The organism is Nonomuraea lactucae, from assembly GCF_003313395.1.
Lineage (GTDB): Bacteria > Actinomycetota > Actinomycetes > Streptosporangiales > Streptosporangiaceae > Nonomuraea > Nonomuraea lactucae.
Genome location: NZ_QNFZ01000042.1, coordinates 1 through 16,562, shown reverse-complemented (window position 1 = coordinate 16,562; position 16,562 = coordinate 1). Strand labels below are relative to the sequence as shown.

At 70.9% G+C, this 16,562-nt stretch carries 12 protein-coding genes; 2 read left to right on the top strand and 10 right to left on the bottom strand.

Annotated elements, in window-relative coordinates:
- The 10 genes from DQW85_RS02880 to DQW85_RS02825 form a co-directional block, all read right to left on the bottom strand.
- The coding region (locus DQW85_RS02880; protein ID WP_476703592.1) for a LysM peptidoglycan-binding domain-containing protein at positions 1–1,141 on the bottom strand (1,141 nt) is incomplete at its 3' end.
- A 914-nt stretch (positions 1,142–2,055) separates the two neighbouring features.
- On the bottom strand, positions 2,056–2,448 hold the full coding sequence (locus tag DQW85_RS02865) for a pilus assembly protein TadG-related protein (protein WP_113698868.1): 393 nt from the start codon (positions 2,446–2,448) through the stop codon (positions 2,056–2,058).
- A 314-nt stretch (positions 2,449–2,762) separates the two neighbouring features.
- Positions 2,763–3,131, bottom strand: a complete 369-nt coding sequence (locus DQW85_RS44070) for a TadE/TadG family type IV pilus assembly protein (protein WP_275888163.1) — start codon at positions 3,129–3,131, stop codon at positions 2,763–2,765.
- Positions 3,132–3,433: 302 nt separating this feature from the next.
- Positions 3,434–3,877: a TadE/TadG family type IV pilus assembly protein gene (locus DQW85_RS02855; RefSeq protein WP_240196885.1), complete on the bottom strand. Its 444-nt coding sequence runs from the start codon at positions 3,875–3,877 to the stop codon at positions 3,434–3,436.
- A complete protein-coding gene (locus tag DQW85_RS02850) occupies positions 3,874–4,095 on the bottom strand; it encodes a Flp family type IVb pilin (protein WP_113698866.1) in 222 nt (73 codons plus the stop codon). The genes DQW85_RS02855 and DQW85_RS02850 overlap by 4 nt, the downstream gene beginning before the upstream one ends.
- A complete protein-coding gene (locus DQW85_RS02845) occupies positions 4,095–5,015 on the bottom strand; it encodes a type II secretion system F family protein (RefSeq protein WP_113698865.1) in 921 nt (306 codons plus the stop codon). The genes DQW85_RS02850 and DQW85_RS02845 overlap by 1 nt, the downstream gene beginning before the upstream one ends.
- A complete protein-coding gene (locus DQW85_RS02840) occupies positions 5,008–5,850 on the bottom strand; it encodes a type II secretion system F family protein (RefSeq protein WP_113698872.1) in 843 nt (280 codons plus the stop codon). Before DQW85_RS02840 ends, DQW85_RS02845 begins: the two co-directional genes overlap by 8 nt.
- Positions 5,850–7,145, bottom strand: a complete 1,296-nt coding sequence (locus DQW85_RS02835; protein WP_240196884.1) for a TadA family conjugal transfer-associated ATPase — start codon at positions 7,143–7,145, stop codon at positions 5,850–5,852. Before DQW85_RS02835 ends, DQW85_RS02840 begins: the two co-directional genes overlap by 1 nt.
- Positions 7,142–7,858 carry a CpaE/TadZ family protein gene (locus DQW85_RS02830; RefSeq protein WP_113698864.1) on the bottom strand — a complete coding sequence of 239 codons (717 nt, stop codon included), beginning with the start codon at positions 7,856–7,858 and terminating at the stop codon, positions 7,142–7,144. The genes DQW85_RS02835 and DQW85_RS02830 overlap by 4 nt, the downstream gene beginning before the upstream one ends.
- A 1-nt stretch (position 7,859) precedes the next feature.
- Entirely contained in the window at positions 7,860–8,525 is a 666-nt protein-coding gene (locus tag DQW85_RS02825) for a hypothetical protein (RefSeq protein WP_113698863.1), read from the bottom strand.
- A 1,730-nt stretch (positions 8,526–10,255) separates the two neighbouring features.
- Here DQW85_RS02825 and DQW85_RS02820 point away from each other — a divergent pair.
- A complete protein-coding gene (locus DQW85_RS02820; protein ID WP_420819140.1) occupies positions 10,256–15,502 on the top strand; it encodes an FtsK/SpoIIIE domain-containing protein in 5,247 nt (1,748 codons plus the stop codon).
- An 848-nt stretch (positions 15,503–16,350) separates the two neighbouring features.
- Positions 16,351–16,562 (top strand): hypothetical protein (locus tag DQW85_RS45590; RefSeq protein WP_205314827.1); only part of this gene is annotated, 212 nt, incomplete at its 3' end.

Below are 16,562 nucleotides of genomic sequence, written 5' to 3'. Positions count from 1 at the left end.
GGCCGAACGCCCGCCGCCACAGCTGCTCGCGGCGCCGCCGGCCGAGCGCGGCGAGCAGTCCGGCGGCGGCCAGGGAGGCCCCGGCGAGGTAGTGGACGAAATCGAGCCCCGGACTCTGCTCCTCGGCCTGCCCGGACCCGCTCGCGGCGTCCGCGTGCTCCCGCTTCCCGTCTTCCGCCTGCTGCTGCCGACCGCCGGTCTCGGCCCGTTCCTGCTTGCTCCCGGTGCCAGATTCTTCCTGCCTGTCTCCGCTCCCAGCCCGTTCGTGTGTGTCCGAGGTTCCGGCCCGTTCCTGCTTGGTGCCGGTGCCGTCCTGATCCCGCTTGCTCCCGGTTCCCGCCCGGTCCTGTTCCCCCTGCCCAGGCTGGCGTTCTCCGACGTCCTGCTTGGCCGCCTGCTCCGCCTCGTCAGCGCTCCGTGCCGTGCTGGTCGATGCTCTGCCAGGGTGTTCGCGCAGCGTCTGCACTCGAGCCTGCTTGACGGGTACGACATGGACGTTGCGCGCGTCGTCGGGCATGTCGAGAACCCATCCCGGCCTGATCAGATCGGCCATCCGCAGTCGAACGCCGTCGGGCTGTTCCTTGTGCTGGTTGAGCCGGAAGATCTCCGGATAGCGCCGCCCGTCGCCCAGGCACTTCTCAGCGATCTCCCACAAGCTCTCGTGGTGACGGCCGTGGGGCGGCTGCACCACGTAGACCTTCTTGGTCTTCTGGGTCTCCAGTGCCTGCTCCACGACCGGCGCGCTGTACGAGACAGCGGTCATCGGAGGGGCGGGCGGCGGCGCCCCCAGCCTGGCCATGGGCACCGCCACCGCCCCCGCCGTGAACAACAGCAACACCGCCGAGACGAGCCGGTTGGCCAACGCCTGGGTGCCTCCGGAGAACGGCACCCTGGCCGGCATCCCGACCCGGCGCACACCGGCGTACACCTCCACGACCACGCAGGCGAACATCTGCAGCCAGGCCAGCCACACCAGCAGCACCAGAACAGCGACGATCGTGGACGGCCCCACCCGGCTGAAGAGCAGGTCGAGGTCGAGCAACTCGGGCGCGAGCGGCGGGCCGACGAACGTGAGCAGCGCGTACGGCACCCCGCCGACGAGTGCGACGAGCACCACGAGCGCCCCGAGCCCGGCCAGCACATCACCAGCGCTCCGCCTGGCCGCTATTCGCGCGGGCGCCGGCCCAGGCCCACGCGACCGCCCACCTACACCGGCAGCTCCCCGCCCGGCGGGACGCGGTCGTCCCACGTAGCCGCTCTCCTGACCACCACGCCGCGGCCCGCCCACGTACCCACCCGCCGGAACCTCACGACGCGGCCCGCCCACATACCCGCCATCCTCACGACCACGCTCCGGCCCGGCCTCGTGCCCGGCCTCCGGAACGCCAGGCCGTGGCCCACCCACATACCCGCCAACCTCATGACCACCAGGCGGCCGACTCACATGCCCGGCCTCCTGAGCGCCGCGACGGGGCCCACGGACATACCCGGCCCCTGGATCACCACGACGCGGCGTGCCCGCATACCTTGGCTCTTCACCAGCGGATCCCAGCCGACCCGCATACCCCGGTCCCTGTCCGCCGGAGCCCGGAGGACCCACATGCTCCGGCCCTCGTCCATCGGAGCCCGGAGGACTCCCATGCCCCTGCCCTCGTCCATCGGAGCCCGGCGGACCCCCATACCCCAGCCCAGGTCCATCGGAGCCCGATCGTCCAATGCCCTCACGCTCGTACCGGCCACGCTCCGGCCCGTCCGCATGCCGGGGCTCCTGAGCCCCACCTGATTCAGCAGGTCCCGACCTGGCAGCACGCGCCACACCGCCTTGATCTACAGACCCCGGCCCCGCGGCGCGCATCACCCCACCCGAATCTGCAGGGCCCGGCCGATCCTCTCCCTGGTCGCCAGGTTCCCGGCCGGTGAGGCGCGGCCGATCGCCTGCGGGCGTGGCCCCATACGGGCGGGCTGGCTCTCGCGTCGGCATCGCCTCTCCTTTCTCTCGTCCAGCGTCCTTCCTCATTGCTCCCTGATCCACCGAGTGGCTGGATTCGGTCTGGCTCATCTGGCCTCGGGACCGGCCGTCGCCTGTCCTCGCATCTCTGCGCCCTGGAAGCCGAGCGCGCCGAGGAAGAACGCCGTCCAGCGCGCGTTCACGGTGACAGTCACCTGGGTCCCGCCCTGCTCCACGGCGCACGAGCCGGCACTCACCCCGTCGCCCCCCTGAGCCGCGATCACCTCATCGGCCCTGGCGCACACCTGTCCCTGGTCCAGCAGCCTGGTCTGACCGGTCGCACGCAGGTGATCGACGTCGATCTGGTCTGCGCCCGCGCGGGCGGCCTGCTCGGCGATGTCGGCGGCCCTCAGCCGCGCGTTGATCGCCGCCCCTCCGTCAACGAGCAACCCCGCCAGCATGAACACCACCACGGAGAACAGCACGGTGAACACCGACATGGACCCGCGCTCCCCACATCGTGCCCCCGCCCCAGGGACCGCCCCGGGAACGGCACAACCACCCGCCCCCACTGCTTGACCATGCGAACCCGCCAGTGCTCGCCGCCCCACTCCCGGCCAGCGGCCTGCCCAAGGTCTGGTCACAGGTCCGGCCCCCAGGTCCGCTCCGGTCCCCACCTTCGATCCCAGCCCGAAACCTCCTCCGGTTGCGGTCTCCACCACAGACCCGACCCCAGCTCGAAGCGCGCTCTCCGCCGTCGGCCCGCCAGACCGCACTCGTGATTGGAGCCGCTGCGGGGCCACCTCCCGGACGTTCACTCGACCCTCCGGAACTGCTCCAGCGGCACCACAGCTGTGCCGGTCATCTGCTTGGTGGCGTTGAAGCCCAGGAAACCCAGGTCGAGCTCACAGGTGACCTCGGCATGCACCTGTCCCCCCTCCTCCCAGCGGGAGCGGTCCAGGGAGACCGCCGGTTGCTGACAGGTGCCCTTGAGCGCCTCGGTGGTGGACGCTTCCGCCGCCGCCTTGGCCGCGTCGAACGCACGCTGAACCGAGGCGGCGCGGGCCGCGTCCCTGGCGGCTCCGTTGACCTCGCCCTGCGCCTCGACGAGCCGTCCGGCTCCGGCGAGGAACATGAGAAACAGCAGGAACACGGGTGCGAGCATGACCGTTTCCACCGCCATCGACCCGCGATCGCCAGTCCCACGCCCGCCCATGTAGTGGCGCAGCCGCGGACGGCGGCGCGACACTGCCCACCAGGGCCATCGGCCGCGCGACGACTTCGACCGGGACCAATCTGGGCCTGTCATCCACGGAGCCGGCCCTCGACGGCGTGGCAACAGCGGCCGACGCGACCGGCGGCCGACAACCGCCGATCGCCCTCCAACCGGCCCGGCATGGGCGACCGGCGCCTCCGTTGGCCGGTCGACCGCGGGCGTAGGCCATGGTCGGCAAGGCGGTTGCGGGCGCCGTCCCGTACGGTCGCTCATTCGCAGTCGTCGCCCCCGTTGTCCGGGCGGAAGCACTCCACAGGGCCCCCTGAGGTGGCCGTGATCGTGAACGTGAGCTCCGGCAGCAGCGGGATGACCTGAACCGCGCTCCCCGTCACCGTGACCCAGCGCTGGTCCGGGTCCCTGGCCGAGGTGGTCGCCGTGGCGTTGGCGAGGAGGCGGGGGCCGATGGCCTGGATGACGTCCGTGGCCTTGTTCCTCGCCTCCTCCTCCCAGGAACCCGAGTCGAAGGGCGCTGAACGCGCCACCCGCGCGCCCTCACGGGCCGCCGCCTCGGCGACCTGGCGCCCGTGGAACCAGAGCGCCACCTGCACGACGAGCAGCGCGACCGCGAGGACGACCGGCATGAGAAGTGCCAGCTCGACCACGGTGGCGCCGCGCTCTCGACGGGCGTGGGTACGGGGACGGGAGCGGATCACGTGTTGCCGCTACCGCCGCCGAAGCTGCCCTGGATGTCGCCCTGCTTCTGCTCCACCAACGTCTTGATCAGCGTGGCGAGGCCAAGGGCGACGCCGGCGATGATGGCGGTGATGATCACCCATTCGACGGCGGATGCGCCCCGGCTGGGCGCCGTGCGGGCGCGGTGGATGCGTACGCCGAGGTAGGCACGCAGGTAAACGATCCACGGATGGTTCATCAGGACCCCAACATCTTCATAGCGGCCGGAAAACTGAGAAAGATGACAAACCCAGCGCAGAGCAGCAACTGGGCGACGAGCATGGACTGGGAACGTTCGCCCGCCCGCCCCTCGATCTCCGCCAGCTCGCGGCGGCGGAGCGTGGCGGCCCGGGCGGTCAGTGAGGCACGTACCTTGGCGCCGTCGTCGGCGACCAGGCCGAGCGCCGCGGAAAGGTCTCGCAGCTCGTCGACGTTGATCTCCTCGCCGAGCTGGCCGAGCGCCTGCCACGGGGTGATGCCGACGATCCTCGCCCCGCTGAGCGCCTCGCGGATGCGGGCCATCGCCCAGTTGGGCTGGTCGCCGCTGACCGAGACCGCCATCATGAGCGCCTCGGGCACGCCACGGCCGCCCGCGAGGTTCATCGAGACGAGGTCGAGGAACGCTCCGACCACGTGCCTGAAGTCACGCCGCTTTGCCGCCGCGTCGCGCCTGACCTGTACGTCGGGGAGGAAGAAGAAGACGACGGACACCGCCACGGCCGCCCAGAACGGGATCGCGAGCGACGTGCCCCACCCCATCAGGAAGAGCCAGCCGAGCAGCACGGGGAAGGCCAGCAACCCGGCCGCGGCCAGCAGCACCTTCGTGGCCAGGAAGCCCTCGAACGACCGTCCGACCAGTGTGAGGTCTGCCTTGGTGGACCTGGCCTCCCAGCCGCGTGCCGCGTACACGCGGGCGAGCCGTACGCCGAGACCGCGGCGGAAGGCGCTGACCTCCTCATCGGGGAGCACGAGTTGGAGCCGCGGCGCGCCCGGGTCCTCCCGGACGGCCTCTATCGCGAGGAGTCGCGCCACCAGGCCGGGACGGGCCGGGAAGAGCGCGCGCAGCAAGAGGAACAGGCCGAGGCCCAGCACGCCGCCGGCCAGCACGCCCTCAACCATCGCCACCTCCCATGAGCAGGCGTGTCGGCTTGTCGAAGCGGGCGAGCCGCCGCATCCACGCGAATCCGGCACCGAAGAGCCCTGCCACGACCACGAGCACGGCCTGGCCGAGCAGGCTGCTGTATTCGCTCACGTACGAGGGGTTGAACACGACGAGCAGCGCCGCGAAGACCAGGGCGGTGACCACCACGATCTGCACGCTCCGCCTGGTGGAGCGGCGTTCGGCCTCGACGCGGCGGCGCATGTCGAGCTCCTCGCGAGCCGAGACGGCCAGCGCGCCGAGGACGTCGCGCAGCCCGGGGCCGCGCAGTCTTGAGTTGAGTATCAGCGCGGCCACCACCAGGTCGGCTGACGGGTCGTCGAGCTCGTCGGCGAAGAGGGCGAGCGCGTCGGGCAGCGCCATCCTGGTGTGCAGCCGGTCGACCAGAGCGCGCAGATGTGGCCTGAGCATGGGTGCGGCGGCCCTGATCGAGGCGGGGATGGCCTGTTCGAGCCCGGCCGCGCCGGCGATCGTGTCGCGCAGCGACTCGGTCCACGCGGCCAGCCCTTCAAGCCGTCGCATGGCGCCGCGTTCCTCGGCGGCGCCGCCGGACAGTCCACGCCAGGCGAACACCAGCAGCACCGTGCCCACCGCCACCACGGGCCAGCCGGTCGCCACCAGAACGACGGCCGCCGCTACGCCCGCGATGGCGGTGCGGGTGGTCAGCATCCTGACCAACTGCCGCTTGGGCTGCGCCGGTCTGGGACGCATGCCGTACAAGGAGAGGAAGAGCAGGTAGAGCCCACCCCCGGCGGCGGCGCCGGCGAACATCGCCAGTGGGTCCAGCGCGATCATCACCAGTCCCCCGGTGTGTAGCCGTGCGCGACGAGCTCCGGCAGGCAGGAGACGGGCGCGTGGGGCAGGGCCGATCCGTCAGGGCCGGGCACGAACACCTCGCTCGACAGGACGCGGCCGTCACAGCCGTTGACCTCGCGGATGCTGGAGACGTAGCGGCGCAGGCTGCCGCCGCGGTGGTAGTCGTTGCGTTTCTCCACGAAGACGACGAAGTCGATGGCGCCCGCTATGAGCATGTGGGTGGCGTCGATCGGGAGGCGTTCGCTGGCCTGCAGGGCGTAGGTGGCGATGCGGTTGAACACCTCCATGCTGGAGTTGGCGTGGATGGTGGACAGGGAGCCGTCGTTGCCCTGCGTCATCGCGTTGAGCATGGTGACGATCTCGTCGCCGAGGACCTCTCCGACGATCACGCGGCTGGGGTTCATGCGCAGGGACCTGCGTACGAGCTCGGCCATGCTGATCTCACCCTGCCCCTCCGAGTTGGGCAGGCGTTGCTCGAAGGCGACCACATTCGGGTGGAGCTCCGGGAACTGGTCGAGGCCGAGTTCCAGGGCGCGTTCGACGGTGATGAGGCGCTCGACGGACGGGATCTCGTTGGCCAGGGCCCGTAGCAGGGTGGTCTTGCCCGCGTTGGTGGAGCCCGCGATCATGATGTTCTTGCGAGCGGCGACCGCGGCCGTGAGGAAGCGGCCGATCTCAGGGCTCAGCGTGGCGTTGCCGACCAGGTCGGACAGGAACACCTTGCCGAGCCGGGCGCGGCGGATCGACACGGCAGGCCTGATCGTGACGTCCATGACGGCGCTCAACCGCGAGCCGTCGGGAAGCCTGAGGTCGAGCTGCGGGTTGGCGGTGTCGAACGGCCTGCTCGACAGCCCGGAGTAGGCGGCCAGGATCTGGATGAGCTCGATCAGCTCCTCGTCGGACTCGGCGACGGGCTCGTGCATCACCTCCTGGCCGTCGGCGTAGCTGACGAAGACCTTGTCGCACCCGTTGATGTCGATGTTCTCGACCTCGGGGTCGTCGAGCAGCGGCTGCAGCCGCCCCACGCCGAACAGCGCGGCGTGGATGCCCGCCGCCAGCGCCTCCTCCTCCTCGACAGTTGGCGGTGTGCGGCCCAGGCCGATCTCACTGCGCGCGTGCTCCTCGAGGACCTGGGAGATCAGTGCCCGGGCGAACTGCCGTTCGTCCTCGCCGGTCATCGCGGGCAGGCCGTTGGCCTGGTCGAGCCTGCGCTGGTGGGCCAGGCGGTCGCCGACCTCCTGGCGGAAACGCTTGACGAGGGAGTGGTCGATCACGGGTCACTCACCAGCCGTCCAGCGAGATCGCGTGCCGTACGGATCAGCAGCGAACGGTCGAGTCGGCCGCCCCACTGGCCGCGCAGCAGTTCGGCGCCCTTGGGGTCGTGGGCGAGCCCGTGCACGAACCCCACACTCGCGCCGACGATCCTGCGCACGTCGTCGATCGAGGAGCGGTAGCTGCGCGGGTCGGCGATCACCACCACGCCGTGGGCCTTGGTGATCGAGAGGCGTTCGCGCAGGTGGGCGACATGATCGAGCGTGGCTCTGGTGAGCAGCACCACCTTCTCGGCCTCAGCCAGCAGGTCGTCGAGTTGCGGATGGGAACCGAGGCGCCCGCAGTCGGCGATCACATCGGCGTTCGGGATGGCCGCGAGCGAGCGGCCCAGCGGCCCCCACAGCCAGGTGAGCCCAGCCGCCTGCTCGCCGTGGGTGAGCCCGGCCAGCACGTCGAGCCCACCGACGATCTTCTGCGTGTGCTGGTGGATCTGCGCCTGTTCCAGCCCGCGCCGTGCTGTGGCGGCGAGCGTGAGCAGGCCCTTCCCGGGATTGAGCACGCCGCCGTCGGCCGCGGGCAGGCGGTAGGCGATGTCCCCGCCCGCCGGGTCGCACTCGGCGAGCAGCACGGGCCGGGGCCAGACCGCGGCCAGGGCCGTGGCGGCGGTGGTGACTCCTGGCGCGCCCTTGTCGGCGGCCATAGCGATCAGGGCCACGTCAGCGGGCTCCCGGGAGCTCGGCCACCGCGATCTCACCGCTGGAGGCGTAACGGAGGACTTCCGGTGAAACCGACGAGTCGACGATCACGGTGATCAGTCCGCTGCTGCCGGTCCTGCTGGGCTCGCCGACTCTGAACACGAGGGCGCTCTGCGCGAGCACCTTGCTCTCGGCCTGGCTGGTACGGCCGGGCACGTGCACCACCTGCACCCGGTCGCCTTCTTTGAGGCCCGCGGGAGCCTGGCCGGGCTTCAGCGCGAGCCCCACCTTGGCCTTGCCCGGGCCCAGCTCGTCGCTGGCCTTGACGCCCATGTTGCTGGTGAGCAGGGTGCCGGGCAGGATCGTCACGGCGGCGAAGCTCTGCAGCACCTGCTGGCGCTGCGACCAGCTGACGTAGTCGATGCCCGTGTCAGCGATCTGCACCTCTTCGATCGCCTGCGCGGTGAACGGCTGGCCGGCACCGATCTGCTGCGTGACCCTGATCGCGGAGATCCGGTCACCGCTGCGCATAACGAGCAGCGTCGTGGCGAGCGCCCCGCCCAGGATGAGAAGCACGGCGAGGGCGGCCAGTGCAGGCTTCCGCTCGCGTGGAGGGACGGGGAGCTTGCGCGACGCCGGGCCGGAGAACCCTGCCGCGTTGACGGCAGGCTTTTCGGTAGTCCTCATGGGTTGGGGGGCTCCCATTAGAGAATTGTCGAATTCACGCCATTATGTGCACCCTTGGCCACAGGCGAGGCCGGAATGCGAAGAACCATGCTCGTTTCGCAGGTGGGATGGTGTCAACTAGAAATAACCGATGCCTGTTCTTTCTAACGAGTTGACGGCATTGCCTTTTACGGCTAAAGGCCACAACTGTCACATCTGCCTCCCAGTTCACCTACTTTTCGGATCCGGACACATTGCGTTCGGATCGCGACGAGGGGCCAGCGGCTACATCGCGCCCCGGCAAGCCGACTGACGTCCAACCCATCGGCCGGCTCGCCTCTCACGGCGGTCACTCCACAACTCGGCGGCCCCGCGTTCGATGGGCCTCTCATGGATCAACCCCGCAGCCACTCGGCTTCCGGGCATTCGAACCTGCCTGACCAGCACACCCTTCACGCCACAACGTCTCTGTTACAGGGGATCAAGCAGAGCCGTCACGCGCCGGTTCGTACGAGAACGGAGCTTTTCGGACCGCCATATTCAGCTCTTGTCCGCAACATCGCCACAACGCCTGCAAATCGACATGTGCGGGCCGCTCAACCACTTACCGATTCCTGTCTCCAACTGGCCCTTCACATTGCCGCCGGCCTCTATATGACCTCCTGGAGCGGAGGCCGGTCGAAGCCCACGCCCTGCACCTTAAACCAAGCCGCGACCAAGCCCGATCAGTTTTTCCACAGGCCCTTCACGTCCGGCTTGGTTATCCACAACCGGCGGCTTCCATGCCATTGGCGGCAACCCGCGGGCTTACTCTCCCTACGAGCGCTACCGTGGCGCCGAGGTCCGGACCGAGGAGACGGCACATGCGGATCATGCTCACCGTGCTCGGCGAGCAGGGCGACCGTGACGTGGTCATCGACGGCGACGTCAGCACGACGATCGCCGGGGTGTGCGAGGCGCTCAGCGGTCAGCAGCGGCTCGCCAAGGTCGTGCGGCTGCCCAGAGCCCGGGCTCCGTACGGCATGTCGGCACCCCGCTCTATAGAAGCGGCCACGCAAACCGGCTCAGACCAGCGCCGGTCCCAGAGAGGCGACGACGGCGCCTTCAGACCGGACGGGCCGCAGGGGCCTCAAGGGGGCGACCGGGATGATCCACGTACCCGGGCCCCTGACTCGTCGGCCGATCAGCGCACTGCTGCCGATCAGCGCACTGCAGGCCAAAGCTGGCCGACCGGCCACCGTCCGGCGGATCAGGGATCCCACAGCGGTCACCGCACATCGGGACACGACTCGGCATCTGGGCACCGCACGCCGGGGCAGGTCTCGCCGTCCAGCCATCCCACGCCGGGGCAGGTCTCGCCGTCCAGCCATCCCACGCCGGGGCAGGTCTCGCCGTCCAGCCATCCCACGCCGGGACACGGCTCACCGACCAACCATCACGCGCCGGGACCGGCCTCACCAACCAGCCGCCATACGCTGGGACAGGACTCGCTGACTGGCCATCGCACGCCAGAGCAGACCTTTCCCCCGAGCTGTCGCATGCCAGGGCAAGAATCGGCCGGCGACCGCACGCCCGAGCAAGGCTTGCCGCCCGGCCGCGCACCAGAGCACGGCTTGCCGCCCGGCCGCGCACCTGGGCCGGGCTTGGCGGCTGATCGGCGCGCTCCTGGGCAGAGTGACGCGTTCGGCGACGCCGGGCAGGTGCTCTGGCGCAATGGTCGTGCGCTCGACCCGCGCGCGCCTGCAAGGGTGATGCTGCGTGACGGCGACAGGGTGACGCTCGATCCGCGGCTGGCGCGGGCCACGGTCGTCGAGGAGCCCGGCGGGGTGGCCGAGGTGCGCGTGGTGGGCGGTCCCGCCGCCGGCACCGTGCACCGACTCGGGCTGGGCGTGCACGTCATCGGGTCCGATCCCATGTGCGCGATAGCCGTCGCCGACCCGTCCGTGGCCCCCGAGGCAGTGACCATGCGTGTCACTCCTGAGACGATCACGCTGGAGCCCGTGAGTCGCCCGCAGCCCGAGCAGGCTCCGCGCCTCAAACTCAAGGGCCGGTGGGCCGAGGAGGTCGCCGAGCTCACCGCGCGGGTCGCGGAGCGGGAGGCGTCCGCGATGCGGTCCGAGTCCTGGCAGAGCCCCGAGCTGGACGCCCGCCCGCTCACCGAGGCGGTCGACTGGCTCGAGCACGCGGTCCTGACCTGCGGATCGTCGCTGTTCACGCTGACCGCGATCGAGCCCCAGGACGCCCACCTCACCCCCATGCCCGAGGGTGGCGTGGCCTACAACCGGCCTCCAAGGCTGCGCCCCACCGAAGGACAGCGGGCGTTCGAGAAGCCACGCGAGCCGCGGCGCGCAGAAGGGATGCGGCTCCAACTGCTGGCGGCGCTGCTGCCCGCGGTGCTCGGGTTGACACTGGCCTTCGTGCTGCGCCAGTGGTACTTCCTCCTTATCGCCCTGATGACGCCGGTCATCATGATCGGCCAGTGGTGGAGCGACCGCCGCCACGGCAAGAAGCAGCACAAGAAAGCGGTCAAGGAGTTCAAGGAGCGGCTGAGGGCGTACGAGGAGGCGGTTGAGCGGGCAAGGGCACAGGACGAGCGGGTTCGGCGGTCCGAGGCGCCTGATCCCGCCCAGGTGCTGCTCACCGCCACCGGGCCGCGCAGACGCCTGTGGGAGCGACGGATCCACGACCCCGACGCCCTCCGGTTGCGCATCGGGCTGGCCGACCTTCCGGCCAACCTCGAGCTCACCGAGGAGCAGGGCGGGGCGATAGATCCGCCGATCTGCCGAGCCGTGCCCGTAGCGCTCGCCATGCGCAGACTCGGCGTCGCGGGCGTCACCGGGCCGCGCGACACGGCGACCGGCCTGGCGAGCTGGCTGATCTCGCAGGCGGCTACCCTGCACAGCCCGCGCGACCTGGCCATCGTGGTCCTGTCCGCGCGCACCGACGGCGAGCGCCGCTGGGGATGGGTGCGGTGGCTGCCGCACTGCGCCCCGCGCGGCGGCGAGGACTGCGTGGCGCTGGTCGGCACCGATCCCGAGTCGGCGGCGCGCCGCGTCGCCGAGGTGGCCGCGCTCATCGACGAACGCCAGAACACCTCCATCCCCGAGTTCGGCAAGATCCCCACCGGCTGGGACGACCTCGGGGGCCCGGAGACGCCCGCGTTCTCCACCTACGACGTGCGTCCGTACGACGTGCTGGTCGTGCTCGACGGCGCCCAGGCCCTGCGTGGCCTCCCGGGCATGCCCCAGGTGCTGCGCCAGGGGCCCCGCGCGGGCGTCTACACCCTCGCCGTCGACGACGATGAACGGCTGCTGCCCGAGGAGTGCGCGACCGCCGCCGCATGCGGTCCCGACGGTCATGTACGGCTGCACGGTGGCGGTCTCGACGTCATCGGCCCGGTCCTCGCGGATCTCGTGTCACCCTCGTGGTGCGACCGGCTGGCCAGGGCGCTGTCCCCGATCCGCGACGTCAGCAGGGACGATCGCTCCGGCAACCTGCCCGACACCGTGCGACTGCTGGACCTCCTCGGCTTGAGCGCCCCCACCGGCCACGAGATCGCCGGCCGATGGCGTGCCCGTGGTTCCACGGAGGCGGTCGTCGGCATCGGACCCGAAGGGCGCTTCTCGATCGACCTCGCGCTCGACGGCCCGCACGCGCTGATCGCCGGCACCACGGGCGCGGGCAAGTCCGAGCTGCTCCAGACGTTGATCTCCTCCCTCGCGGTGGCCAACCGCCCTGACCAGCTCACGTTCGTGCTCATCGACTACAAGGGCGGGGCCGCGTTCAAGGAGTGCGTACGGCTGCCGCACACCGTCGGCATGGTCAGCGACCTCGACGGCCACCTCACGCAGCGGGCACTCGACTCGCTGGCGGCGGAGATCCGGCGGAGGGAACGTCTCCTCCTCGCCGCGGGGGCCAAGGACATCGACGACTACACGACCATGACCTCGGGCACGGGCCCACGTGACGAGCCGTTGCCACGCCTGGTGCTGATCATCGACGAGTTCGCCGCCCTGGTGGCTGAGCTGCCCGACTTCGTGACGGGGCTGGTCGACATCGCACGGAGGGGGCGTTCGCTGGGCATCCATCTCATCCTGGCCACCCAGCGCCCCGCAGGCGTGGTGACGGCCGACATCCAGGCCAACACCTCGCTCCGTATCGCCCTTCGGGTCACCGAGCCCATGGAGTCGGCCGACGTCATCGACCTGCCGGACGCTGCCCACATCTCCAAGTCGACGCCCGGCCGCTGCTATGTGAAGTCGGGTGCCGGGCCAGCCACGGCTGTCCAAACGGCCCGGGTAGGCGGTCGCAGCCCTCTGTCCGCCCTCCCGGGTGGCGGCTTCAGAGGTGGGCGGCCGGCCTCTGGGACCACCCCCTCCGGCAGCATCAACGGGCCAGGCCCCCTGCCCAGCGTCGCTGCCTCCTCGAGAGCGGGGGCATACGTTCCGCCCAGGCGTCCCGGTGCAGGAGAACTGCCCAGCGCAGACGGCCATCCCCGTACGGACGAGGGCAGTTGGGGTGGCGGCCATGGCGCAGGCGGTCATTCAGGTGTGCGGGGCGGCTCTCCGGCCACCGCCGACCTTCACCGTGCCGAGGGCCTTTCCAGTTCAGACGGGTCCGGCAGTGCCAGGAGCTTCCCGGCGGAAGGGGGCCTTTCCGACACGAGAAGGCATGGTCCGGGCAGTACGAGCGGACATGGTCGTGGCAGCCTTCCTGGTGCGGCTGAGCGATCGGGGACGGGCGGCATCCCGGGGCTGGACGGGAGCACGGGCTCAGGACCAGGCAGGCTGCCCGGCGTGGGGAGTGTGCCCGGAGTGGCGGGAATCGGCCCCGGGCGTCGTGGTCTCGTAGACGTACGGGTGATCGACATGGATTGGCGATCGCTGGGCCGAGGACTGCCTCCGCCGCCGCAGCCAGCGGAGGAGGCGACGGTCAGCGATCTCTCGCTCCTCGCCGACGCGCTCATCGAGGCGGCACGGCTGGCACGGGTAGCCCAGCAGCCGAGTCCATGGCTGGAGCCGCTCCCCACTCACCTCGTTCTCGACGAGATGGCGCCGGAGAACCAGTCGCAGGCGGCTGGGCGTGATCGGCCTGCCACAGGTGGCGAGAGCTGGGTAGAAGTGCGGCCGCTGGCGTTCGGCATCATGGATCGGCCGTGGGCGCAGGACCGGCAGCCGCTCACGCTGGACCTGAGCCATGGTGGCCACCTGCTCATCGCCGGTGCGGCACGCAGCGGGAGGTCCACAGCGCTCCGGACGATCGCGGGCGCCATAGCTTCCCAGGCTTCACCTTCGGATGTGCACATCCATGCGATCGACTGCGGGTCGGGGGCACTGCTGCCTCTGGTGGCGATGCCGCACTGCGGTGCCGTGGTCACTCGTGACCAGCTCGACCGAGTCGAACGCCTTCTCGCCCGGCTCCGTGCTGAAGTCGGCCGCCGACAGCAGTTGCTGGCCGAGGCGGGCCACGCCTCCCTGGCCGAATACCGGCAGGAGGGGCACCGCCTCCCCTGGCTGGTGCTCATGCTGGACCGCTGGGAGGGGTACGTGGCCGCGTTCGAGGGCTACGACTACGGACGGCTGACCGAGGCGCTCCTGCAGTTGCTGCGGGAGGGCCCGGCGGTGGGTCTGCGCGCTGTGGTGACGGGCGACCGCTCCTGTCTGCTGGGCCAGGTGTCCACGGTCTTCGACGACCGGCTGATCCTGCGCCTGGCTGATCCCGCCGACTACGGGCTGGCCGGTCTGCCACTCAAGGACCTTCCGTCTTCCATGCCTCCCGGTCGTACCCTGTCGATGGGTGAGCACGGCCTCGTCGAGAGCCAGATCGCCTTACTGGCCGGTGATCCCTCGGGGGCGGCGCAGGTGGCCGCACTCCAGTCCCTGGCCCGCACTGTCGTTGCGGAGGGTGAGAGGGAGTTCGCTGCTGCGGGGATGACTGTCGTTCGGGCCGCGGCCCACGCGGGAAGCACCGTGCCGGGAGACGCTCCGGGGGACGGTGCTCTCAGAAGCGTAAGCGATCTTGGGTCTGCGGCCCACCGAGGCGCTGCTGTGGGTGAGGGTGATGATCCGGATGCGATACCAGCCAGTCAGCATTCCGCGGCTCACTCGAGCAGCACGGCACCGGAGAGCGCTGCCGGTGAGAATAGCGAGCGGGGCGCGGGGCTGGTTGGCCATCGTTCCATGGCTCACCCGGGCGCTGATGCCGACCAGGGGACTGAGCGTGGCAGCCGGGCGGGCGGACCGGTTGGGGGCGGCGTTCGAGGTGGATGGTGGTGGGACGGGGATCCGCCGTTGCGGGTGGATGCGTTGCCGATGCGGATGACCGTGAGTCAGGCGCTCGATCTCGTGCCTGGGTTCAGGCCTCCCTCGCCACTCTGGGCTCTGGTCGGGGCCGGTGGTGATGCACTGGCGCCGCTGGGGATCGATCTGCTCGCACAGGGACCGGGCGCTGTGATCGCCGGGCCGGCGCGGTCCGGGCGGTCGTCGGCTCTGCTCACCGCCGCTCTGTCCTTGATGTCGAACGGGACTCCGGTGATCGCCGTGACCCCGCGGCGTAGCCCGTTGCGGGGTTTGGAGGGGACGTTGGCAGTTCTGGACGGCAATGGAGCCTGTCTGGAGGGTCAAGGGGGTGGGCTACAGGAGCTCGTCGCCGGGCGGGAAAGGTACGTGGTGCTCGTGGATGACGCGGAGCTCGTCAGTCCGGATTCGCCGCTCGGGCTCGCACTCGAGGAGATTCTGCGGTCGGGCCGGGATGGGGAGCACGGGCTGATCATCGCGGGTGCCACGGGTGATCTGGCGACGGCCTACCGGGGGTTCGTGGCCGATGCGCGCAAGTCGCGTACGGGGTTACTGCTGTCCGTGCAGAGCCCGGCCGACGGGGATCTGTTCACCATTCGGCTTCCGCGCGGGGCGGTGGGTGGGCCACCTGGGCGGGGCTTGCTGGTCGCTGTCGGCACCACCACAGCTGTCCAGGCGGCTGTGCCCGAGATGACTGGCTGACGTCACGGGGAAGGCCCTGCGTGACCCGACGTACAGAGCAGTGTGTTGATGAGTGCGGCGAACCTCCCTCTGTGGAGGAACGCTGCGCTGACGGACGCGCCTCTGACCAGCCGTCGAGCGTGGGCCGGTGGTGGATCAGGGCGCGCAGATATCCCCCACCCGAGGGACAGGACGCGTGCTGGGGCGCGCAAGGGCCCCCACCCGAGGGACAGGACGCGTGCTGGGGCGCGCAAGGGCGGGCCGGAGCAGGGTTCGCCCTCGGGGCCGTGCCCGTCTTCGCCCCCCGGGGGCCGTGCCCGTCCTCGCCTCTCGGGGGCCGTGCCCGTCCTCGCCCCCCGGGGGCCCGTGCGGTCCGTGTCCGTCCGTCGGGGATCGGGCGGTCCGTGCCCGTCTTCGCCCTCGGGGCCGTGCCCGTCTTCGCCCCCCGGGGGCCGTGCCCGTCCTCGCCTCTCGGGGGCCGTGCCCGTCTTCGCCCCCCGGGGGCCGTGCCCGTCCTCGCCTCTCGGAGGCCCAGGCGGTCCGTTTCCTTCCGTCGGGTAATCGGGGTGGACGCGGCTGGAAGGCGGCGGGCGGCTGGAGGGCGGGGGCTACGCAGAGCGGGCTTTGTGGGGCGGCTGGGCGAGGGCGGCTGGGCGAGGCGGGCCAGCGAGGGTAGGCGTGGCTGGCCACACAAGGCCAGTGGGCCGAGCCGGGCCCGCGTGCAAGACCGGACGCAGGTGCAAGACCGGGCCCGGGTGCAAGACCGGGCGCGGGTGCAAGGCTGGGCGCGGGGGCCGGGGCAGGTGCGGGGCCGACGCAGGAGCCGCGGGCCAAGGCAAGGGCCGAGGCGAGTGCGCGAGGCGGGGCAAGTGCACGACGCGGGGCAAGTGCGCGAGGCGGGGCAAGTGCACGACGCGGGGCAAGTGCGCGAGGCGGGGCAAGTGCACGACGCGGGGCAAGTGCACGACGCGGGGCAAGTGCGCGAGGCGGGGCAAGTGCGCGAGGCGGGGCAAGTGCACGACGCGGGGCAAGTGCACGACGCGGGGCAAGTGCACGACGCGGGGCAAGTGCACGACGCGGG

Bases quoted from the DNA above. Each gene is read 5' to 3' on its own strand.
- DQW85_RS02865 (WP_113698868.1), bottom strand. From the start codon at position 2,448: ATGTCGGTGTTCACCGTGCTGTTCTCCGTGGTGGTGTTCATGCTGGCG.
- DQW85_RS02820 (WP_420819140.1), top strand. From the start codon at position 10,256: ATGCTGCGTGACGGCGACAGGGTGACGCTCGATCCGCGGCTGGCGCGG.
- DQW85_RS02825 (WP_113698863.1), bottom strand. From the start codon at position 8,525: ATGAGGACTACCGAAAAGCCTGCCGTCAACGCGGCAGGGTTCTCCGGC.
- DQW85_RS44070 (WP_275888163.1), bottom strand. From the start codon at position 3,131: ATGGCGGTGGAAACGGTCATGCTCGCACCCGTGTTCCTGCTGTTTCTC.
- DQW85_RS02850 (WP_113698866.1), bottom strand. From the start codon at position 4,095: ATGAACCATCCGTGGATCGTTTACCTGCGTGCCTACCTCGGCGTACGC.
- DQW85_RS02845 (WP_113698865.1), bottom strand. From the start codon at position 5,015: ATGGTTGAGGGCGTGCTGGCCGGCGGCGTGCTGGGCCTCGGCCTGTTC.
- DQW85_RS02840 (WP_113698872.1), bottom strand. From the start codon at position 5,850: ATGATCGCGCTGGACCCACTGGCGATGTTCGCCGGCGCCGCCGCCGGG.